General features: G+C 65.9%; 15 protein-coding genes. 12 read left to right on the top strand and 3 right to left on the bottom strand.

Going from position 1 to position 22,309, the window contains the following annotated elements; genetic code table 11:
* Positions 1-37 precede the first annotated feature (37 nt).
* The 10 genes from DMC18_RS08065 to DMC18_RS08020 all read left to right on the top strand — a co-directional run bounded on the left by DMC18_RS08065 (position 38) and on the right by DMC18_RS08020 (position 14,754).
* Positions 38-1,159: a Ppx/GppA phosphatase family protein gene (locus DMC18_RS08065; protein WP_110120269.1), complete on the top strand. Its 1,122-nt coding sequence runs from the start codon at positions 38-40 to the stop codon at positions 1,157-1,159.
* Positions 1,156-1,863, top strand: a complete 708-nt coding sequence (locus DMC18_RS08060; protein WP_199228478.1) for an RlmE family RNA methyltransferase — start codon at positions 1,156-1,158, stop codon at positions 1,861-1,863. The genes DMC18_RS08065 and DMC18_RS08060 overlap by 4 nt, the downstream gene beginning before the upstream one ends.
* Before the next feature lie 303 nt (positions 1,864-2,166).
* Entirely contained in the window at positions 2,167-2,370 is a 204-nt protein-coding gene (locus DMC18_RS08055; RefSeq protein ID WP_110120271.1) for a hypothetical protein, read from the top strand.
* Positions 2,371-2,502: 132 nt separating this feature from the next.
* Positions 2,503-3,966: an IMP dehydrogenase gene (guaB, locus tag DMC18_RS08050; RefSeq protein ID WP_110120272.1), complete on the top strand. Its 1,464-nt coding sequence runs from the start codon at positions 2,503-2,505 to the stop codon at positions 3,964-3,966.
* A 3-nt stretch (positions 3,967-3,969) separates the two neighbouring features.
* Positions 3,970-4,365 (top strand): MAPEG family protein, encoded by a 396-nt coding sequence (locus tag DMC18_RS08045; protein ID WP_110120273.1) that lies wholly within the window; start codon positions 3,970-3,972, stop codon positions 4,363-4,365.
* A 5-nt stretch (positions 4,366-4,370) separates the two neighbouring features.
* A complete protein-coding gene (locus tag DMC18_RS08040; protein WP_110120274.1) occupies positions 4,371-5,648 on the top strand; it encodes an RsmB/NOP family class I SAM-dependent RNA methyltransferase in 1,278 nt (425 codons plus the stop codon).
* Between the two features lie 31 nt (positions 5,649-5,679).
* On the top strand, positions 5,680-7,239 hold the full coding sequence (guaA, locus tag DMC18_RS08035) for a glutamine-hydrolyzing GMP synthase (protein ID WP_110120275.1): 1,560 nt from the start codon (positions 5,680-5,682) through the stop codon (positions 7,237-7,239).
* 862 nt (positions 7,240-8,101) lie between these two features.
* A complete protein-coding gene (locus DMC18_RS08030) occupies positions 8,102-12,436 on the top strand; it encodes an RHS repeat domain-containing protein (protein WP_146218009.1) in 4,335 nt (1,444 codons plus the stop codon).
* 36 nt (positions 12,437-12,472) lie between these two features.
* Entirely contained in the window at positions 12,473-12,853 is a 381-nt protein-coding gene (locus DMC18_RS08025) for a hypothetical protein (protein ID WP_146218008.1), read from the top strand.
* Between the two features lie 1,181 nt (positions 12,854-14,034).
* Positions 14,035-14,754, top strand: a complete 720-nt coding sequence (locus tag DMC18_RS08020; protein ID WP_110120278.1) for a DUF2786 domain-containing protein — start codon at positions 14,035-14,037, stop codon at positions 14,752-14,754.
* 255 nt (positions 14,755-15,009) lie between these two features.
* Here the strand turns inward: DMC18_RS08020 and DMC18_RS08015 are convergent, their stop codons facing one another.
* From DMC18_RS08015 to DMC18_RS08005, 3 genes are read right to left on the bottom strand one after another with little or no spacing between them, the layout of a single operon-like run.
* Complete coding sequence (locus tag DMC18_RS08015) at positions 15,010-15,327, bottom strand: DUF3325 family protein (RefSeq protein ID WP_110120279.1); 318 nt, start codon at positions 15,325-15,327, stop codon at positions 15,010-15,012.
* A complete protein-coding gene (locus DMC18_RS08010; RefSeq protein ID WP_199228479.1) occupies positions 15,317-16,945 on the bottom strand; it encodes a PepSY domain-containing protein in 1,629 nt (542 codons plus the stop codon). The genes DMC18_RS08015 and DMC18_RS08010 overlap by 11 nt, the downstream gene beginning before the upstream one ends.
* Positions 16,942-17,196: an iron transporter gene (locus tag DMC18_RS08005; protein WP_110120280.1), complete on the bottom strand. Its 255-nt coding sequence runs from the start codon at positions 17,194-17,196 to the stop codon at positions 16,942-16,944. Before DMC18_RS08005 ends, DMC18_RS08010 begins: the two co-directional genes overlap by 4 nt.
* A 145-nt stretch (positions 17,197-17,341) precedes the next feature.
* Between DMC18_RS08005 and DMC18_RS08000 the strand changes: the two genes are divergently transcribed.
* Complete coding sequence (locus tag DMC18_RS08000) at positions 17,342-19,672, top strand: TonB-dependent siderophore receptor (protein ID WP_110132830.1); 2,331 nt, start codon at positions 17,342-17,344, stop codon at positions 19,670-19,672.
* 1,233 nt (positions 19,673-20,905) lie between these two features.
* Positions 20,906-22,309, top strand: a 1,404-nt coding sequence (locus tag DMC18_RS07990; RefSeq protein WP_199232551.1) for a hypothetical protein, incomplete at its 3' end; no start/stop codon positions are given.

Genomic DNA, 22,309 nt, shown 5'->3' with positions numbered 1-22,309 from the left:
TCGTCACGAATCGCCTGCGAGACAAGGTGGAAAGACCATGTCGGAGGCGCCGAGAGCGCCCGGCGCATCCCAGGCCCAGGACGGCCGGGAACGACGCCGGCCTCCGGGCGAGCAGCCGTGCTACGCGGCGCTCGATCTCGGAACCAACAACTGCCGCCTGCTGGTGGCGACGCCCTCGCCGCGCGGTTTCCGCGTCGTCGAGGCCTATTCCCGCATCGTCCGGCTGGGCGAGGGGCTTTCCCAGACAGGTCAGCTGTCCGACGCGGCGATGGAGCGGTCGATGGCCGCCCTCAAGGTCTGCGCCGAGAAGATCCGCCGTCGCAAGGCCATCCGGGTCAAGGCCGTGGCCACCCAGGCCTGTCGCGGCGCGACCAATGGCACGGAATTCGTCCGCCGCGTGGCCGAGGAGACCGGCCTGCGGCTGCAGATCATCACCCCGCGCGAAGAGGCGCAGCTGTCGGTCGCCGGCTGCATGAGCCTGTTCGACCGTCAGGCTGACGCGGCCCTGGTCGTCGATGTCGGCGGCGGCTCGACCGAGCTGTCGTGGGTCGATCTCAAGGCCGGCGGACTCGACGCCAAGCCCCGCCAGTTCGAGGCCTGGAAGCTGCCTATCCGCGCCTGGCTGTCGATCCCGATCGGCGTCGTCACCCTGGCCGAGCGCTTCCCCGAGGGCGAGCGGGCCGACGACGGCTGGTTCCGGGCCATGGTCGAGGAAGTGAAGTCCAAGATCGCGGCCTTTCCGCACGCCGCCCCGATGCGCAAGACCTTCGACGCTGGCCGCGCCCACCTGGTTGGCACCTCCGGCGCGATCACCAGCCTGGCCGGGCTGCACCTTGGCCTGCCGCGCTACGACCGCAACGTCGTCGACGGCCTGTGGATGCAGCGCACCGACTGCGAGGCCGCCGCCGACCGCCTGCTGCAACTGACCGCCAAGGAGCGGGCGCTGGAGCCCTGCATCGGCGCCGACCGGGCCGACCTCGTCCTGGCCGGCGCGGCGATTCTTCAGGCCGTTCAGGAGCTTTGGCCGTGTTCGCGCGTGCGAGTCGCCGATCGAGGGCTTAGAGAGGGGCTCCTGATGTCTCTGATGTCGGATCGGCAGAAGCGCCCCCGCCGTCGGCGGCGCGGCGGGGCCGGTTCGGCCCGAACGGTGAACGCATGAACGACGAGCCCCCCAGACGCCGGATGGTCAAGCCGCCCACGGGCGGCAACGCGGACGGCCGCGCCAAGCCCGCGCGCCTGAAGACCGCCGACGGCCGCACGCCCAGCCAGCAGGCCTGGCTGGAGCGCCAGATCAACGATCCGTTCTCGGCCAAGGCCCGGGCGCTCGGCTATCGCAGCCGCGCGGCCTTCAAGATCAGCGAGATCGACGAGAAGTTCCGCTTCTTCAAGAAGGGCGCGCGCGTCATCGACCTGGGCTGCGCCCCCGGTGGCTGGCTGCAGATCGCGGTCGAGCGCGGCGTGACCCAGCTGGTCGGCGTCGATCTGCTGCACGTCGATCCGGTCGAGCCGGCTCATATCATCGAGATGGACTTCACGGATCCTGCCTGTCCGCCCAAGCTGCTCGAGCTGCTGGGCGGCGCGCCGGACCTCGTCATGTCGGACATGGCTCCGAACACCGTCGGCCATCGCGAGACCGACCACCTGCGCATTGTCGGCCTGATCGAGATCGGCGCGGAATTCGCCATCGAGACCCTGCGTCCCGGCGGCGCCTTCGTCGCCAAGGCCTTCCAGGGCGGCGAGACCTCCGAGGTCATCGCCCGCCTGAAGAAGAACTTCGAGAAGGTCCAGCACTTCAAGCCCAAGGCCAGCCGCCAGGACAGCTCCGAGGTTTTCCTGGTGGCGACGGGCTTCAAGGGACGCTGATCAGCAGGCGGCGGCGCGATCGCGTGAGTCGCTTCGCCGCCTGACCAAGCGTCTGCTTTCGCGCCGGACTTTGCATTGATCGATGAGAATGTTCCGGCGGGCGGGCTGGAGTATTGCGCCGTCGCGATCTCGGCGACGCGTCTTTCGGGAATATTTCTCAAGACTTTCCCTTGGGTTGCGTTTTCGAGGTTTGCTTCGAAAATACTGTAGCTTGCAGCCTTGGGTGATCTTGCTCTGGCTTTCGCGGGGGTGTGATCTCGGCGTGAGCGTATCCCCCGCGCTCGCCAGACTGGATATCTCCCCATGACCCGTTCGCTCGTCACCGCGCTCGCCGTCGCCTTCGCCGTTTCCGCGGCCGGCGGCGCCATGGCCGCTCCCTGCAAGGATGCGAAGGGCAAGTTCATCAAGTGCCCGGCCGCCGCCGCGCCGGCCAAGCCGGTCAAGTGCAAGGACGCCAAGGGCAAGTTCGCCAAGTGCGGCGCCCCGGGCGCCAAGCCGGTGAAGTGACCCGGCGGCCGGGGAGGGGCGAGCGGCTCCTTCCCGGCTTCCGTTCCGGAAAATCATCTCCATTTCCGGCTCCGGGCGGGTCGACAAACGCCCGCCTCGCGACTATACCCGCGCCGCAAAATGGAGAATCCGATGGAGATTCGCGAAGGGCTCACCTTCGACGACGTTTTGCTCGAACCTGGTCCGTCCGACGTCATGCCGACGCAAGTGACGACCGAGACCAAGTTCACGCGTGAAATCAGTCTGAACATCCCGCTCGTGTCCGCCGCCATGGACACGGTCACCGAAAGCCGCCTCGCCATCGCCATGGCGCAGGCCGGCGGCCTGGGCGTCCTGCACCGCAACCTCTCGAACGAGGAGCAGGCCGACCACGTCCGCGAGGTGAAGCGGTACGAAAGCGGCATGGTCATCAACCCGCTGACCATCAATCCCGACACCACCCTGGCCGAGGTCCGCGAGATCACGGCTCGCCGCAAGATTTCGGGCTTCCCGGTGGTCGAGCGCGAGACGGGCAAGCTGGTCGGCATCCTGACCAACCGCGACATGCGCTTCGAGGGCGACGCCAGCGTCCCGGCCTCGGCGCTGATGACCCGCGAGAACCTGATCACGGTCGGCGAGGGCGTCGACAGCCGCGAAGCCCGCGAGCTGCTGCGCAAGCACAAGATCGAACGCCTGATTGTCGTCGACGACGCCTACCGCGCCGTCGGCCTGATCACGGTGAAGGACATCGAGAAGGCCCAGGCTCACCCGCTGGCCGCCAAGGACGACAAGGGCCGCCTGCTGGTCGGCGCGGCCTCGACCGTCGGCGACGCCGGCTTCGAGCGCTCCATGGGCCTGGTGGACGCCGGCGTCGACGTCGTCGTCATCGACACCGCCCACGGCCACTCCAGCCAGGTCGCCGCCGCGGTCTCGCGCCTCAAGCGCGAAGCCAACCGCGTCCAGATCGTGGCCGGCAACATCGCCACCTACGACGCCGCCCGCGCCCTGATCGACGCTGGCGCCGACGCGGTGAAGGTGGGCATCGGCCCGGGCTCGATCTGCACCACCCGCATCGTCGCGGGCGTGGGCGTGCCGCAACTGACCGCGATCATGGAAGCCGTTCGCGCCGGTCGCGAGAGCGGCGTGCCGGTGATCGCCGACGGCGGCATCAAGTTCTCGGGCGACCTGGCCAAGGCCATCGCCGCGGGCGCTTCGACCGCCATGATGGGCTCGATGTTCGCCGGCACCGAGGAGGCGCCGGGCGAGGTGTTCCTGTACCAGGGCCGCTCGTACAAGAGCTATCGCGGCATGGGCTCGGTGGGCGCTATGGCCCGCGGCTCGGCCGACCGCTACTTCCAGAAGGAAGTGACCGACAGCTTCAAGCTCGTGCCGGAAGGCATCGAGGGCCAGACCCCGTTCAAGGGTCCGATCGCGCCGGTGCTGCACCAGCTGGTCGGCGGCCTGCGGGCGGCCATGGGCTATGTCGGCGCTCCCACGATCGCGGAACTGCAGGAGCGCGCGCGTTTCGTGCGGATCACGGGCGCGGGTCTGCGTGAAAGCCACGTCCACGACGTGATGATCACGCGCGAGGCTCCGAACTATCCGAGCGCGGTCTAGGCCATGCAGATGGCCTTCGAGCTGAAGATGCTGGCGGCGGCGGTCGTCATCGGGCTGGTCCACCTTCTGTGGGCCAGCGCGGCGGCCCAGCCCCAGCGCGGCTTGAAGTGGAACGTCGGCTCCCGCGAGACCCCCGTCGTGCTGACCGGCATGGCGGGCCGTCTCGAACGGGCGTCGGCCAACTTCCGCGAGACCTTCGCGTTCTTCGTCGCCGCCGTGCTGGTCGCCTATCTGGGCGGCCGGCTCGGCGCGCTGACCGTCGCCGGAACCGCGCTCTATGTCGGCGCCCGGGCGGTCTACATCTTTCTCTATGCGTTCGGCGTGCCGGTCGTTCGCAGCCTGGTCTGGGTCGCCTCGATGGCGGGCCTGGGCCTCGTTCTCCTGGCCCTGGTGATATAGCTCACATGCGTGACGGAGGACGGGTTTCCGCGGCGATCGAGGTTCTGACCGAGATCGAGACGCGGCATTTTCCGGTGAAGATGGCGCTCAAGCGCTGGGGCGAGGCCGCGCGCTACGCCGGCTCCAAGGACCGGGCCTTCGTCTCGGGCCTGGTGCTCGACGCCCTGCGCCGCAAGCGCTCGCTCGGCTGGGCGATGGGCGATCCCGCCGCGCGCGGCGTCGTGCTGGGCGTGCTGGCCTTCGTCTGGAAGTGGCCGGCCGAGCGCATCGCCGAGGCCGCTTCGGAAGAGCATGGCTTCGGCGCGCTTTCCGAGACCGAACAGGCCCGCCTGATGGATCCCGTCTCGCTGGACGGCGCGCCCGCGCCGGTGGCCGGCGACTATCCCGACTGGCTCGAACCGCATCTGGCCCGCGCCCTCGGCGCCGACCAGGTCGCCGAGATGGCCGCGCTGTCGGAGCGCGCGCCGGTCGATCTGCGCATCAACACCCTGAAGACCGACGCCGAGCGCGGCGCCAAGGCGCTGGCCCCGATCAACGCCGCCCCGGCGGGGATCCTGCCCACCGCCTTCCGCATCCCCGCGCCCGCCGCCGCTGATCGCACCCCGTCGGTCGAAGCCGTCCCGGCCTTCTCCAAGGGCTGGTTCGAGGTCCAGGATCTGGGCTCGCAGATCGCCGCCGCCGTGGCCGGCGAGGTCAAGGGCAAGCAGGTGCTCGACTTCTGCGCCGGCGGCGGAGGCAAGACGCTCGCGCTGGCCGCCGCCATGGGCAACAGCGGCCAGATCTTCGCCCACGACAGCGACGCCCGCCGCTTGGCCGACACCATTCGTCGCGGCCAAAGGGCAGGGGTGCGCAACCTACAGATCCGCTCGCCGATCGAGGCCCAGCCGTTGAAGGGCCTGGAAGGCAAGATCGACGTCGTCTTCGTCGACGCCCCCTGCACCGGCGCCGGCACCTGGCGCCGCCATCCCGATGCGAAATGGCGCCTGTCGCCCGACCAACTGGCCAAGCGCCAGATCGAGCAGGACAGCGTCATGGAGGACGCCTCGACCTTCGTGAAGGCCGGCGGCCGCATGGTCTACGTCACCTGCTCGCTGCTGACCGAGGAGAACGAGGACCGCGTCGCGGCCTTCCTCGAGCGCCACCCCGAATTCACCGTCAGGCCGATCGCCCTCGACGGCGTCACCCACGTGACCCCGGAAGGCTATCTGCGCCTCACCCCGCACCGCGCCGGTACGGACGGCTTCTTCGCCGCCGTGCTGCAGCGCTCCACCTACGCCCCCTGATCGACGCATACGACCGCTGGAGACCCGCCCGATGACCACCGAAACCCACCACCAGCGCGTCCTGATCGTCGACTTCGGCAGCCAGGTGACCCAGCTGATCGCGCGCCGGGTGCGCGAGGCCGGCGTCTATTGCGAGATCCATCCGTTCGACAAGGCCGAAGCGCTGGTCGACGAGTACAAGCCCTCGGCCATCATCCTGTCGGGCGGCCCGGCCAGCGTGCTGGAGGCCGACAGCCCCCGGATCGGCCGCAAGCTGTTTGATCTGGGCCTGCCGCTGCTGGCCATCTGCTATGGCCAGCAACTGCTGTGCGACGTGCTGGGCGGCAAGGTCGAGGGCGGCCACGCCGGCGAGTTCGGCCGCGCCGAACTGACCATCGGCAAGACCAGCCCTCTGTTCCAGGGCCTGGCCGGCGTCGGCGAGCTGGAAACCGTCTGGATGAGCCACGGCGACCGCGTCACCGCCATCCCCGAAGGCTTCGAGGTGGTCGCCACCTCGAACGGCGCGCCGTTCGCCGCCATCGCCAATGACGCCAAGAAGATCTACGCCGTCCAGTTCCACCCCGAGGTGGTCCACACCGTCAACGGCGCCCGCATCTACAAGAACTTCCTGGCCCTGGCCGGCCTGAAGGGCGACTGGACCATGGCCGCCTTCCGCCAGGAAATGGTCCAGAAGATCCGCGACCAGGTCGGCGACGGCAAGGTGATCTGCGGCCTGTCGGGCGGCGTCGACAGCTCGGTGGCCGCCGTCCTGATCCACGAGGCGATCGGCGACCAGCTGACCTGCGTGTTCGTCGACACAGGTCTTCTTCGTAAGAACGAGGCTGACCAGGTCGTCACCCTGTTCCGCGACCACTACAACATCCCGCTGGTCCACGTGGACGCCGGCGACCTGTTCCTGGGCGAGCTGGCCGGCGTTTCCGACCCCGAGACCAAGCGCAAGACCATCGGCCGCCTGTTCATCGACGTCTTCGACAAGGAAGCCGCCAAGATCGACGGCGCGCAGTTCCTGGCCCAGGGCACCCTCTATCCCGACGTCGTCGAGAGCGTCTCGGCCCGCGGCGGCCCGTCGGCAGTGATCAAGAGCCACCACAATGTCGGCGGCCTGCCGGATTACATGAAGCTGAAGCTGGTCGAGCCGCTGCGCGAGCTCTTCAAGGACGAGGTTCGCGCCCTCGGCGTCGAGCTGGGCCTGGCTCCGGCCTTCGTCGGCCGCCACCCGTTCCCCGGCCCGGGCCTGGCCATCCGCATCCCCGGCGAGATCACGCCCGAGAAGGTCAAGGTGCTGCAGGACGCCGACGCCATCTATCTCGAAGAGATCCGCAACGCCGGCCTCTACGACAAGATCTGGCAGGCCTTCGCCGTGCTGCTTCCGGTCAAGACGGTGGGCGTCATGGGCGACGCCCGCACCTACGAGAACGTCCTGGCCCTGCGCGCGGTGACCTCGACCGACGGCATGACCGCCGACTTCTTCGAATTCCCCTGGGAAATCCTCGGCAAGACCGCCACGAGGATCATCAATGAAGTCCGAGGCGTCAACCGCGTCGTCTACGACGTAACCTCCAAGCCCCCCGGCACGATCGAGTGGGAGTGACTTTTGTAATTTTTACAATAAAAACAATGATTTATAATGGGGGTCCTCAATCAAGTCTGAGTGGTCAACGAGGTTGAACCGTAGGGTCAGTACTTGAAAATACTGCACCTATACTTTGATCTTGGTTGCGGGCGCACCGCGCAAGAATGATTTTGACGACATCGGCAAGGGCGCGCTCAGTGTCTGAGGCACCATGCCGACCATCAGCTATAATTTCCGCCATTTTTGCGAGGTGAGGTATGCGCAGGATCAAATCTTGGATCCAGCAGAGCGGCTGCACCTGACTCTTTGCTTCCGTTGGGAAGTTCCGCTTTCTGCGCGTGAGGCTCGCATCCTGTCTGCGCCGCGCCGCGCCGCGCCGTTGCCGGGCGGTTCGCGTTGCGGATTGGGTAGTTCGCGCCGCGCTGCGATCGCCCCAAGCGTTGAAGCCGACAACGGGCGAGGGGATGGTCCAGGGCCTATCACCCGGGTCGAGGTTGGTCGGGCGGGGGCGAGATGTAGATCGCTATCGGGACCGATTGGGGTGCGCGGTTAGCGCTTGATGTGAGCGGCAGCCGATTGACCGTGTTGTCGTTGATCCCTTCGGTCGGGCGCATCACCCGCAAACGCCCCGGGCAGAGCGTCCAGCCGCCGTATCCAGGTCTCGATCCGGTCCTGAGCGCGCGTGAACCGGTCCGCCAACTGGGCCTTGAAGTTGGGACGTCCGCCGCGCGCTTGACGATGGCGCAGATAGTTGACGGCATCGCCTAGCGCGGCAGGCAAGGCGTCAATGCCAACCGCCTGCTTGTAACTTGCGATTGCGCAGCCCTGCGCCGCGCGTGTTACTAAGCTCGGCTATTGTGGCGTCTATGTGGGGGCTAGGTTGACGTATCACTACCGACGGGGCATCGCCCGTATGGCGCGGCTGCTTGCAGCGGCCGCGACCTTGTCCGTGGCGGCGGTATTCGGCCTTGGCGAGGCATCGGCGCAGGCGGTCATCAACGTTCCCGGACCGCCCGTCGTCGCCGCAGTCGACGCCAATGGTGTCGATCTGATCGGAGGCTCCTACGACTACGCATACGCCAGACTTTCAATTGGCGGCGAGGGCAGTGGTCTGGCGCGCTCGCAAATGCCGGCAGGCGTCGATGACTTCAGCGGCTCCATCGTGCGATTGCCGTATAATGGAAACAGCCTCAGCACATTCTATTTCACCGTAAGACTCGGCAAAAGCGCGGAAAACTTCTCAAAGATCACAGGCGCCGGCGCCTATTCTCCTTGGCGGCGAAACGGTAGCTCTTTCAATTGCACCGCCGCTAACTGCTTTTACACGCTTGCCGATGGCACGGTCGCCAACTTCGTGCTGACCAGCGACGTAACCACGCCATACTACTACAATGCCGATGCGACCGTCGGATACTTGACATCATTGACGAAGCCTAACGGCGAAGTCATCACCCTCACCTATCCGATCGGTTCGCCAATTTATGCAGGCAATCCTCTGACGGTATCGAGCAGTCTTGGCTGGATGTTCAAGTATCAGAGGCCGACCCGTATCCAGCCGCCCAGCCGCGTGGACGCGATCAACACGTCGATCGACTACTGCTCTCCCACCGCGACCTCGTGCACAGGGACCACCGTCGCTTGGCCCTATGTCGCCGACAAGACAAACGCCTTGGGTCACACCACCGGTCTGTCGATCCTCTACAGCAACTCGCCATGCCCCTGTAATACCGGAACGCCGGAACCGAACGCGTTCTATCCTCTCGCCCTACCGGCCTTGATCACGACGGCCAACGGCGTTTCCAGATCCATCGACTACGCCCCCGATCTTTATGTCATCTATACGGGCGATGACGGCCGGATGCCTGAAGGTGGGGACCCGCACTGGGTTTCGACGATCAAGATCGGCAGCTCAATCTGGCGCTACAACTTCGAGCGCGACAATCCAAACATTCCGACGCTACGGACCAATATTGTCACCGACCCGCTCGGCGGCGTGCGCACGGTGCTCGTCAATATCCAGACCTCGCAGATTCTGAGCGACACCGATCCCTTGGGAAGGAAGACGAGCTACACCTACACGGCCGACAAGGTGAAACGGGTCATTCCGCCGGACGCGAGCTTTGGGAGCGATGGCGTGGTGAACGGCGGCTACAAGGAGTACGCCTACGACGCCCGCGGCAACGTGACAGAGGTTCGGCAGGTGGCAAAGGCCGCCTCGGGCCTGGCCGACAGCGTGGTCTCCGCTGGCTACGATGCAACCTGCGTCAATCCCAAGACCTGCAACAAGGCCAACTGGGTCAAGGACGCCAGGGGAAACCAGACCGACTACACCTATTCGCCCGATCATGGCGGGGTGTTGACGATTACCGGACCAGCCGACGCTAATGGGGTTCGCCCCCAAACGCGCTACACCTACGCCCAATTGTATCCGAAGGTTAAGGACGCCTCCGGCGCCCTGATCAATTCAACGCCGGTGTGGCGTCTTACGCAGATGGAAACGTGCTCGGCGTCCACCGACGGCTGCGCCGGCTCGGCGAACCAGAGCATGACGCTCTACGAGTATAACCAGAACAACCTGCTGCTGACCGCGACCACGAAAAAGGCCGGCGACGGCTCGGTGTCCCAGACCACGACCTACGGCTATGACAGCATCGGCAACATCATCTGGATCGATGGGCCGCTGCCCGGGACCGGCGACACCAGCCGAACCTATTACGACGCCCTGCGGCGCGTGACCGGCAAGGTCGGCCCCGATCCAGACGGCGCCGGGCCGCTGCTTCATCCAGCCAACCGCATCACCTACGACGCCGATGATCAGGTGGTGCTCCTGGAGACCGGGACAGCGACCAATCAGTCCGACACCGGCATGGCCAGCTTCGTGGCGAGCCAGCAACTCGTTACCGAGTATGATGCACTTGGTCGTAAGGCCAAGGAGACTCTCAGCGTAGGCGGAGCTGCTCAGGCGCTCACGCAGTACGGCTATGATGCTATGGGGCGGCCGCAATGCACGGCGGTGCGGATGAACCCGGCGGCGTTCAGCTCGGCGCCGGATGCCTGCACGCTTGGCGTGGAGGGCGTATTTGGACCTGATCGGATCGGCAAGGTTATCTACGACGCTGCTAACCAAGTGCTGCAGTTGCGCAAGGCCGTGGGGACGCCGGTCGAGCAGGCCGAAGTCACCTACAGCTACACCTCCAGCGGCAAGCAGGAGTATGTGGTCGACGCCAACGGCAATCGCACCAAGTGGGATTACGATGGCTTCGATCGCCTGGCGCGGTGGACGTTCCCGTCGACCACCCGTCCCGCAGCTTTTGATCCATCGACCCAGGCCAGCGCTCTGGCCAGTGCCGGTGGACTGAACGCCGCCGACTACGAAATCTACGGCTACGACGCCGTCGGCAATCGCACCTCGCTGCGCAAGCGCGATGGACAGACGATCGGCTACGTCTACGACGCGCTGAATCGCATGACGCTCAAGGACCTGCCCAGCGGCGATGACGTTTATTACGACTACGATCTGCAGGGGCTGCAGCTCTATGCCAGGTTCGGCTCGAGCGCCGGCCTTGGCCTGACCAGCACCTATGACGCGCTTGGGCGCGTCAAGTCGGCCAGCAACACGCTCAGCGGCGCGGCGCGAACGCTCTCCTACACCTACAACGCCGCTGGTGCGCGCACCGAGTTGAAGTTCCCGGACAACGTCATCTTCACCTACGAGTACGACGACCTGGGGCGCATGACCGCGATCAAGGAAGGAGGAACAACCACCATCGTGGGGTTGTCATACGACAATCTGGGGCGTCGCACGGCGCTGAGCCAAGGCGTGGCGACAAGCTACGGCTACGATGCCGTTGGTCGCCTGACGTCGCTGTCGCACGACTTGTCGGGCTCGCTGGGGGATGTCGCCTTCGGGGTAGTCAAGTACAGTCCGGCCAATCAGGTGATGGAGGTGACGACCAGCAACAGCATTTATGTCTGGCGCCCGACCAGCAGCAGCGCCAGTCGCGCCTACGCCGCCAACGGCCTTAACCAATACGCCACGGTCGGGGGCTCAAGCCTCGCCTACGACCTGAACGGTAACCTGACCTTCGATGGGGCCACGACTTACGGCTACGACGTCGAGAACCGGCTGACGAGCGCGAGCGGACCCGCCAGCGCTTCTTTGGCCTACGATCCGATGGGGCGACTGTGGAAGACGACAGCCGCCCAGACGACGCAGTTCCTCAACGATGGCCCGGCACTGGTGGCCGAGTACGACGGCTCAGGCAATCTGCTGCGCCGCTACGTGCACGGTCCAGGCGTTGACGAACCACTGGTGTGGTACGAGGGCTCAGGCCTGTCGAACCGTCGACTGTTGCGCGGCGACCGCCAGGGCAGCATTGTCGCCATAACCGACGGGAACGGCGTCAGCCTCGCCATCGACACCTACGACGAATACGGCGTACCGGCCGCGAGCAACCAAGGTCGTTTCCAGTACACCGGCCAAGCCTGGCTTCCGGAGCTTGGTCTCTATCACTACAAGGCCCGGATCTACTCCCCGACGCTGGGACGGTTTTTGCAGACCGACCCGATCGGGTACGATGACGACTTCAATCTTTACGCCTACACAGGCGATGATCCGGTGAACAAAGCTGATCCGACGGGGTTGGCGACAGGCGTGTCCGAGACGGCGGCAGGCATCGCCCTGGCCGGCATCGTACTTTACGTTACGACCGACTGCGCTCTTAAGCAGTGTTTCTCGCAGGCGGCCGACGGCGCCAGCGACGCCATCGGCAAGTTCCTCCGCGGCCCAGGGCCCTATATACCGCCGTCGGTCAGGCCCGAACTCAGCCGTGTGGGCAGTCCGATGCCGGACCCCGACGGCGACTGGAACGTTCGAGACCAGCAAAATCAGCTGTCAGGCAAGGCCAGAGACGCCAGGTGGGCGGAATCGGATGGAAATGGATCCGGGCTGCGCTCGCACGCCAACGCCCATCGCGCCGAAGTCGGCGCTCGCAACGCCCGGGAGTATGATCTAAGCGCGCGCCAGACGATCCAGAGCGGACGCTCATTTACCTATCGCGACCGTGCGACGAACGAATTGCGCCGTGGATACCTCGACAATCGGGGCAGGTTCACCGCGACCTCCGAGCAAGGGGGACGGGTGACCATTCGCACCCACTTCCGGCCGGAAAAGCCGCTAGACTATGTAAAAGGGTTGCCTGGTTCTACGTGGTAGAAGGATTTCAGATTAGTGGTTAGGCGCTGGGAGCAAGTGTACGACGTCGTGGGGCAGCGCCTTCGCGATGGCCGATTGAACCCGGACGCCGTGGGCGCTGAAATCCCCAGCGATTTGGCGCGGGAGGCCGCCGAGGACGCCGCGGCGTATGTCTCCCGCATTGATCCCTTGTTGGGCGACGCCGCGACAGAACAGTACTATCTGCTGATCCAGCTCATGGTTCGCCTGTCAATCAGCAATTGCGCGAGCACGGACAGTCTGGCCCCAACTCAGAAGGCGAAGGTGACAGGCGCGCTGACCCGTATCTTGGCGCCTAGGAAAACTTGGTTTCTGGAGGATGCGTCCTCAGGAGCCTGGCCCGTTTTCGACGCACTCTGGCCCTTTGCTCACGTGAAGGCGGCCCTACGGGAGGGCTGATGGGGACGCAAGAGACCGGCGCGACGGGATCGGCCGGTCTTCCTGACATCAGCTGCGCCTTCGCCGCCAAGGCTCGCGGCGTCAGCGCCGCTCGTTCTATAGCGCCTTCCGTGACTGGGAAGGCGTTACGCCTGGTCGGTGGCGCGAGATGAACCATCGCGACTGCGCGTGCCTGATAGGAACAGGCGCAGGCGCCAAAACCGAATTTTCCGAGGCCCGCCATGGGTCGGGCTCGGAAAATCGCCGCCCAGGCAGACGGCGGGCCTGCGATCTTGCCGATCGTTGGGCAGAACTTAGAAAGGTCAACTAAGGGGGTGATTGCGGACTTGCCCCTTCTCCCAGAGTGAGGTGGCGTCGACTGCCGCTCAAGGTCGGAGCGGGCTTTTCGACCCCGAAGGCGAGCGTCCAGTTCCAGGAGGTGCGCCAAATCGCGCCGTCCCGATCGACACGATCCACGCTGGTTGCGGGCCGAGCTCCCGGTCCCGGCCCGGTTCGGATGGAAATACGGGACTAGCGGCGATCCGAACCTTCGTGGCCGTCGGGGACACCAGGTCATGGCCGTGGCGAAAGTCTAGGCTCGCCATCGGCGACATCGGGTCATGTCGCTCCTCTCCCAAACGGAGGCGGCTGCGAGGTCGAGGCCTTACCTGTTGACGCACGAGTTGTCGCGGCGGCCCTATCTGGGGGTCACCTCCTTGGCTTCGTCGAAACCCACGTAGACTTCGTAGTCGACGGTGCGTCCGACAAACGCCTGGACCCAGTCGCCTTTGAAGACGCGCCGCGTGAAAAGGGCTGTGCGGCTCCGGCGACCGGTTCGAGCTGTCCAGTTCCGTAGTCAGTCACCGATCTGATGGTCCCTCGGGGCATGTCTGGCTCCTACGAGCAGGCGGGCGGGACGATGATCGAAACCTTCGGCTCGGCCCATGAGGCGGAAAGAAGGGCCGGCAGGTAGCCTATAACCGTCGCGTTCGCGGAGGCGCGCCAAGGTCCGCAACTGGCGCGACCCGGCCGGCGATGCAGATCTCCGGATCGGCAGAGATGGGTCGTTGGCGGACCGGTTGGCTATGCCCATTTCGATCGCAAGACCCGGCGCTGTGATGCTCGGTAGGCTTCGGCTAGAAGGCGGCGCTACCGGCCCTAGCGGGCCGGCGCTGCCTGGGTCGACTTTTCGGGACGCATCCATGAACGACAATCCCGATCTTGCTGCCCTAGATAGGCTTAAGGCGCGCATCCAGGCGCTATGCGCCAAGACGACGGGCAACGGCTGCACCGAGGCTGAAGCGCTATCCGCCGCCGCTAAGGTCGCGGAGTTGCTCGATCGATACGACTTGTCGCTTACCGACGTCGAGATCCGTGAGGCGGCGTGCGAGCGGCTCGAATACGAACCCCGCCATAACAAGCGCATACCGCTGGAGGACTGCATCGGCGCTGTCGCGAACTTCTGCTTTTGCAGAGTTTGGCGCGAAAAGACTCCCACGGGCGATCCGCGCTACGTCTTCTTTGGCCTCCGCTCCGATATCGAAGCCGCGTACTACCTGACCGAACTGATCGATCTCGCCGTCCGGTCCGAGCTTGGCCGATACAAGACCAGCAAGGAATACCGGCGGTTTCGGCACCATGACCGGCATATGGCGAACGCGTCCTTCACCCTGGGCATGATCACGTCCATCGCCGAAAAACTGACCGCAATGAAGGGCGGGCGAGACCAGGCCAACAACGACGCCGGGCGTTATCTTGTCGTTCTCAAGTCAGCGGTCGTTGACGCCGAACTCGACAGGCTCGACCTGAAGCTCAAATCGGTGCGCCGCCCTACTCGCATGGTGTCGCCAGACGCATACGACGCCGGCGGCGTCGCAGGCGTGGCCTTGGCCATCGATCCCAGAGGACGGGGGGGCAAATAGCGACGGTCGCCGACCCGAGGCGCCACGCTTCCCGATCCACCAAGCGTAAGGGAACCGGACCCTAGACCTCTTCAATATGGCTCGGCACCGGGCGCCGCCATTCCCGAATGGCGATCGAATGTCCGAACCTTGGCGCCGCACCAACCGCAGTCTTTGGCGCGACGTAGACCAGTCGCTACGCCCCTTTGGAATTCATGATCGGCCGGGCGTGTTTTCATGGCGTTGCATTCTTAGCACGATGCTAGGTCTTCCCGATCAAAGGAGCGCCAAGAAGACGGCGACGACAAAGGCGCCGCCGGCTAGGATCGCCGCCAGCCTTGGCCACCACGACAGCAGCAGCACCAGCAGCGACGCGGCCACGCACATCTGGCCGACCCAGGTGGTGACGCCGAGCGGCGCGCCCAACCGAGCCACGGCGGTCGTGGCCGCCAACGCTAGCAGCACCCAACCCAGGATCCGAAGCACGCGCTGCGAGGGCAGGGACTTCCAGGCCAGACTGCTTCCATGCTTCTTCATGGCTAGGGCCATGCAGGTGAACGCCGCGAAGCTGATAAGGCCGCTCTCAAAGGGCATCGACGCCCTCGTTGACCGGCGCTGGCGCAGGACTGGCCGTCGCGGGCGCGCGGACGGACGCCTTGCGCTTGGGTGGCTGCGGTTTGCGCGAGGCCTTGAAGGCGGCCAGACCGCAAAGGGAGGCGATGGCCAGCATGGCCAGGTCGAAGCCGGCGAACAGCCAGTCGCCGGTGCGCAGGCTGGCGACCAGTCCGCGATCGGTGGTCACGGCGTTGACCACCGGCAGGGCGGCGAAGGCCAGCGTCGCTAGGCTCAGGGTCTCGATCCAGGCGCGGCGGACTGGACGCAGTAGCGAGACCACGGCCAAGCCGAACCAAGTCCAGAACATCGCCTTGACCTCCAGTTCCGCGCGGCCGGGCAGATCGGCGGGGATCAGGCGATTGGCCAGCAGATAGGCGGCCATGCCGCTGGGCAGGCAGGCGATGGCACCGATGTTCAGCCGTTCCACCAGCCTTAGCCCGAAGAACGGCGCGGCGTCCGGCTTGAGGCGCTTGACCACCCAGAGGACGAGGCCCGTCCCGACCATGGCCGCGCCGGTCAGTCCGAGCACGAAATACACCCAGCGCAGGGCGGGGCCGGCGAAATGGCCCAGGTGCAGGCCCAGCATGACGCCGGTCGTGGCGATCGCCGGGCCGGGCGATGGCGAACGTGACAGCTCCTGGCCCGTGGCGCCGGAGAAGGTGATCGATTCCGGCCGCGCATTCAGCCTGCCTTCGGTGGCGCGCAGCAGGGTGACGGTCGAGGCCGCGTCGCCCGGATTGCGGATGACCACGGTGCGGGGAGCGTCGCCGCTCCAGGCCCGTCCGGCCGCCTGGATCATCGGACCGACCGGCAGCAGCGGCGCCGGCGTTCCCGAAGCCTTGGCCTCGGCCGGCGCGCCATAGGCGGCGGCCGTGAAGGCGTCGGGCTTGTCGAAATTGGCCTTCACCGGCCAGGGCATGTACATCGCCACCAGCGTGATCAGGCCGGTGTAGGTGATCATCGCGTGGAAGGGCAGGGCCAGCACCGCCGAGGCGTTGTGCGCGTCCAGCCAGCTGCGCTGGCCCTTGCGCCAGCGCAGGGTGAAGAAGTCCACGAAGATGCGCTTGTGGGTGATCACGCCCGAGATGATCGCCGTCAGCATGAACATCGCGCAGATCCCGGCCAGCCAGCGTCCGCACGGATGCGGCAGCTGGAGCTGGAAGTGGAAGCGATAGAAGTGCTCGCCGCCGCGCGTGTCGCGCGCCTCCAGCGCCTGGCCGGTGGCCGGGTCCAGCTTCAGTTCGGGGCGGCGGGCCCGCGGCTTTTCGGGATTGGGCTTGGCGCGGGCGAACACCCGGGTCACGGCCGTGCGGTCGTCGGGCAGGTAGATGAACCACTGCCGGTCGTCGGGTGTGGTCGCCTGCATGTGGGCGATCGCCGCCTGGGCGGCCTGCTCGGCAGGCACAGAGGCCGAGCGCAGTTCCGGCTGCATCCATTGAGTGATCTCGGGGCGGAAGTAGCTGGCCGTGCCCGTCAGGAACATGGCGAACAGGATCCAGCCGGCCAGCAGGCCAAGCCATGCGTGGATCCAGGCCATGGACTGGCGCAGGGCGCGAGCCGGCGGGGCAGGGGCGGGGAAGGTCGACCGAACGTTCACGCTCGGGCTCCCAGCAGCAGCACCGCCGCGCCGGCGACCAGCGCCGAGCCCCAGATCGCGGCCGCCACGATGGCCAGTCGGCGCTCATGGAAGGCCCACAGGCCAAGACCCGCGAAGACCAGGAACGACAGGATCATGCCCCAGGCCGAGGCCTCGGCCAGAGCGATCGGAAGCAGGCGGGCCAGCAGCGAGGCCAGCGCCGCGGCGGCCGCATAGCCGCCGAACAGGGCGGTGAGGGCGCGGGCGGTCATCCGCGCCACGCCGGGCCACGCGGCCGCCTGTTTCGCTGATCGATCGTTGTTCACGCACCCTCCGAAAGTTGGCTTGCGCCTAACAACTCGTTTCGATAGTTGCAACTCATTATCAATCTTATCGGCAATCTTGACGAGGGTCTGCATGGTCATCCGTTCCAAAACCGCGCGTGGCGCGAACGCCAACGCCGGGGTCTTGCGAGGGCTGGCCATCACCGTCGCCGCCGCGGCGGCGCTGCAGGGGCTGGGCGCGACCGCCGCTTGGGCCGATGACGCCGATAGCGACTCCAACACTGTCGAACGAGTCGAGGTGACTGGCCTGAAGGCGCGCCGCGCGGCCGCCGGCACGAAGACCGAGACCGCCCTGATCGAGACGCCGCAGAGCATCACCGTCATCGACGGCGACGAGCTTTCGCGCCGCAACGTGCAGTCGATCAACCAGGCCCTGGGCTTCGTCGCCGGCGTTTCGCCCAACCAGCGCGGCGGCATGGTCACGCGCTATGACCAGCTGGTCGTGCGCGGCTTCGCGCCAGGCGTCTTCCTGGACGGCATGCGCCTGATCGCCGGCCCATATTCGACGCCGCAGATCGACTTCAACCGCATCGACCATATCGACATCGTCAAGGGTCCGGCCTCGGTGCTCTACGGCAACTCCACGCCCGGCGGCCTCGTGAACCTGGCCAGCAAGCTGCCGGAAGAGGGCAGCTTCGGACGCGTCGAAGGCCAGCTCGGCAACTTCGACACCCGCCGCGCGGCCGTCGACGTCAACGCCCCGCTCGACAGCCAGGGCAAGTGGCTGGGCCGCATCCTGGCGGGCTGGCAGAAGGGTGACGGCATGACCGAGGGCACCTTCAACGAGCGCTATCACGTCAGCCCGATGGTGACGTTCGAACCGACCGCCGACACCAGCCTGACCCTGGCGGCGGCCTACCAGCGCTCGCCCAGCGGCGGCGGCTATTCGGGCGTTCCGGCCTTCGGATCGGTGCTACCCAACCCGTTCGGAAAGCTGCCGCGCGATATCAACACCGGCGATCCGGGCTACGAGCGCTACGACCACAAGGCCGGGTCGGTGGCGGCCTTCTTCCGCCACGACTTCAACGAGCACCTGACCTTCCGGTCAAACGCCCGCTTCCAAAACAACAAGCTGTCCTACCGCCAGCTTTATGTCGGCGGCTTCGCCACCACGGGCGTTGGCGCGGCCCGCAATACCGACTATTCGACCATCATCCGGGGCGGCGGCGGCGCTGACGAGGACTTCGATACCCTGACGCTCGACAACCAAGTCAGCGCGCGCTTCGAGACCGGCGCGGTCAAGCACCAGGTGCTGGCCGGCTTCGACTACCAGAAGATCACCGGCGAGAACTTCCAGCAGTTCAGCACCGGCCAAACCAGCAATCCGCTGACCAGCATCCCCAACTTGTCGCTGTTCGCGCCAACCTATGGCGGCACGCTGCCCAGCATGGATCTGACGGTCCTCTCGTCGGCCTACGTGAACACCTACAGCCGCCGCGAGCAGAAGGGCCTCTACGCGCAGGACCAGATGACCATCGGCCGGCTGCAACTGATCGCCAGCGGTCGCTACGACTGGTACGAGCAGGTCACCGACAACAAGAAGAACAACACCTCCAGCACGCTGGAGCAGAACGCCTTCACCATGCGGCTGGGCGGGCTCTACGACCTGGGCGCGGGCCTAGCGTCTTATGTCAGCTATTCAGAATCCTTCGAGCCCCAGGCCGGCACGACCTGGCAGGGCGAGGCCTTCGCGCCCGTCACCGGCCGCCAGCTGGAGGGTGGCATGAAGTACCAGCCCAAGGGCACCTCGGCGCTATTCACCCTGGCCGCCTATCAACTGGAGCGACGCAAGGTTCCGGTCGCCGACCCGCAGGCCGGCACGAACGGCATCCCGGCCAATTCGCAGATCCAGATCGGCGAGGTTCGCGTGCGCGGAGTCGAACTGGAGGGCCGGGGCGAGGTCTCGCGCGGCCTGAACGTGGTCGCCGCGCTCAGCTACACCGACGCGATCATCACCCAGGGCGCGCCGGCCATCGCGGCCACGGCCACCAACAGCGGCACGCCGACCACCACTGGCACCCGCCAGCTGGGCGTGCCGGAGTGGGGCGCCTCGACCTTCGTCTCCTACGACCTGGGCCGCGCCGGCCGGGCCGCGGGCCCGGCGGCGGGCCTGCGCCTGGGCGGGGGCCTGCGCTATGTCGGCGGCTCGGACGGCACGACGACCTATGCTGTGATCAACAACGTGACCACCTTCCAGCGCTTCCACACCGACGGCTTCATCCTGGTCGACGCCCTGATCGGCTACGACCTGCGCGCTGCCAAGGCTGAGCTGAAAGGTTGGGAGGCGGCCCTGAACGCGGCCAACCTGTTCGATAAGCGGCACATCTCGGCCTGTCCGTTCAATAACAGCTGCTACTTCGGCTCCGCCCGCACGGTGACCGCGACACTGCGCTACAGCTGGTAGACTGCTTCGGTTGGCGGCCAGCTGGCCGCCAGCCGAAGCAGGCATTGGTGTCCGATCTGCAATCAGCTCCCGCTTAACCCTGCATGACCGTGAAAGTCGCCTTTCTGGAGCCGCTAGAGCTTCTGCTCCTGGCGCTTACCTGACGGGGCCTTAGGCGCGCATCCGGTCCAGGCGCGGAGGAGGGGAGATCATCCGACGCCGTCCGCCGCTGCCTTGGCCACTCTTCAACCTCGGCCGGCTCCCATGCCACAGCGAGAGGTCAGGAAAAACCGGCGAGGAACTCTCCCCCGGCGTTCCATCTCATAGATCGTCGTGTCCGCTAGCGGGACCAGGCATCGGAGCTCCTTTCGCCTGACGCAGCGGAACAGCTTTGGGTCGCCATCTTGCATGATCGGGGCTACGGGCTGGGGCATGGTGGCCTTCTCCGACTCGCGATCCAGGAACTCATGCGCCGAACACCTACGCGGCACGGATCGGGAGTGCTGGGCATGATGACCCAATCGTCGTGCCTGGAATTGATATGGCTCCAAGGCGGGAGCTTCTTCCGTGCGAACTTTCAGTGTCGGGCACGAGAACGTGATAATTTTAAAGTCATTGAGCAAAATCAATGACATGGAAACGCGTGACGTCACTTTGACGGCAGATTTGCGTACTGCCTTTCTTTCAACTTCAAAAAGCGTAGGAAAAGCAGCGCTCTAGGCGCTCAATTGATGTTTGAGTGGGAGTGACCAAGGAAGGCGCCTTCGGGCGCCTTCTTTTTTGCCTCGGATAAGGATGTTCGCATGGCGCCCGACCCACGCTGCGTGATCGTCTTCAGGCTTGGCGAGTTTTCAGGCGTCTCAACCCTGGAGAAATCCTAATACATTTCTATGATTGATTTCTGACTGCGCAATTGAGGCGAAAGCTGAGGCGTTCTCCTTAATGCATTCTACATGACGCCTTTTCATTGCTAAGGCCGAGCTATTGACGTGGAGCTGAACTAGGCAGATCGCTAGCCGCTGTTTCGCTTCGCGTAGGCGTCCCGCGTTTCATGAATGTCTCAGACGGCGACAGGGAAGGCGGCATACCGCCCTCCGGAACGCCGCCGCGAACTTCACGTATCCGCGCGAACGCTTCCTGCGCCGACCCTGGACCCGGCAACCGTCTCCCCCGTCGACGTTGTGATCGAGGCCTTCCTTTGGATCGCGCGGACGAGCCTGTCGGGCCCGCGCGCGAAGCGTTCGGGAGCCAGTCATGGCCGACATAGACATCACCACACCCGGCAGTACGACCACGGTCAACGGCGTGATCGTCAACTATGGGAGCCCGATCGGATCGGGCACCGGCCTCTATGCCCCGTTCCTCGCCATCGGCGACAACGACGGTAACGAGAACGGCTTCAACACCGACGCCAGCGGCGTGCTGAACACCAACGCCGCCAAGACCAGCAGCCTGACCTTCAACCAGATCCCCATCCGGGTGATCGACGGCGTGCAGTACCTGGAATTCCGGCTCGACCTGAACGAGACCAACGCCAATCCGCTGACCGCGCTCAACGCGATGAAGATCTACTATTCGTCGGCCCCGGCCACGGGCGCGGACTATGTCGCCGGCACGCAGGAACTCGACGCCGACTTCACCAAGATCTTCGACCTCGACGCCGGCGGCGACAAGACGCTGCTGATGGACGCCCATTCTTCGGGCAGCGGCAATGACGACTACGTGTTCTACGTGCCGGTCTCGCTGTTCGGCGGCGCTGACCTGAGCGCGGCCTACATCACCGTCTATGCCGAGTTCGGCCGGCCGGGCACGGCCTACGGCGCGGACGACGGCTTCGAGGAATTCAACACCGAGCAGGCCGCCATCATCAGCGGCGTCAAGTTCCTCGACGCCGACGGCGATGGGGTGAAGGACGCCGGCGAGGCGGGCCTGTCGGGCTGGACGATCTTCATCGACGACAACAAGAACGGCGTGCTGGACACGGGCGAACGCTCGACGGTCACCGGCGCCGACGGCTCGTTCCAGTTCGGCGGCCTGCCGCTGACCCTGGGCTCGGTCCAGGTCGACGAGGTGCTGAAGGAAGGCTGGGCCCAGACCACCGGCGCCTTCGAGACCGTCACCCTGAGCGCGGCCACCACCTACAATGTCGAGATCGGCAACCAGCCGATCCCGCCGCATGTCGACGTGGTCAAGACGGCCGGAACCCGCACTGACGGCGACGCCAATGGCGACGACGCGGGCGACACGCAGCTCTTCAATTTCACGGTCACCAACACCGGCACGATCAACCTGCTGAACGTCACCCTGACGGATGACAACGGCACCCCCGGAAATACGGCCGACGATATCCCCGTGACCCTCGCGGGCCTGACCGACCAGGACGGCGACGGCTTCCTCGACGACCTGGCGCCTGGAGCCTCGGCCACCGGCAGCCTGCTGCACGTGTTCAGCCAGGCCGAGATCGAGGCCGCCGGCTACACCAACACCGGCACGGCCACGGGCGTCTCGGCCAGCGGCCTGACGGCGTCGGACACCGACCCCGAGACCGTGACCCTGACCCGCAATCCCGCCCTCAACATCACCAAGGACGCCAGCGTGCCTGGCGGCACGGCCGACGCGGCCGGTGAACAGATCAGCTACGTCATCACCGTCGCCAAC

The organism is Caulobacter sp. D5, assembly GCF_003185805.1.
GTDB lineage: Bacteria > Pseudomonadota > Alphaproteobacteria > Caulobacterales > Caulobacteraceae > Caulobacter.
Note: the sequence above shows the minus strand (reverse complement) of the source record. Positions and strands in the feature narration are given on the sequence as shown.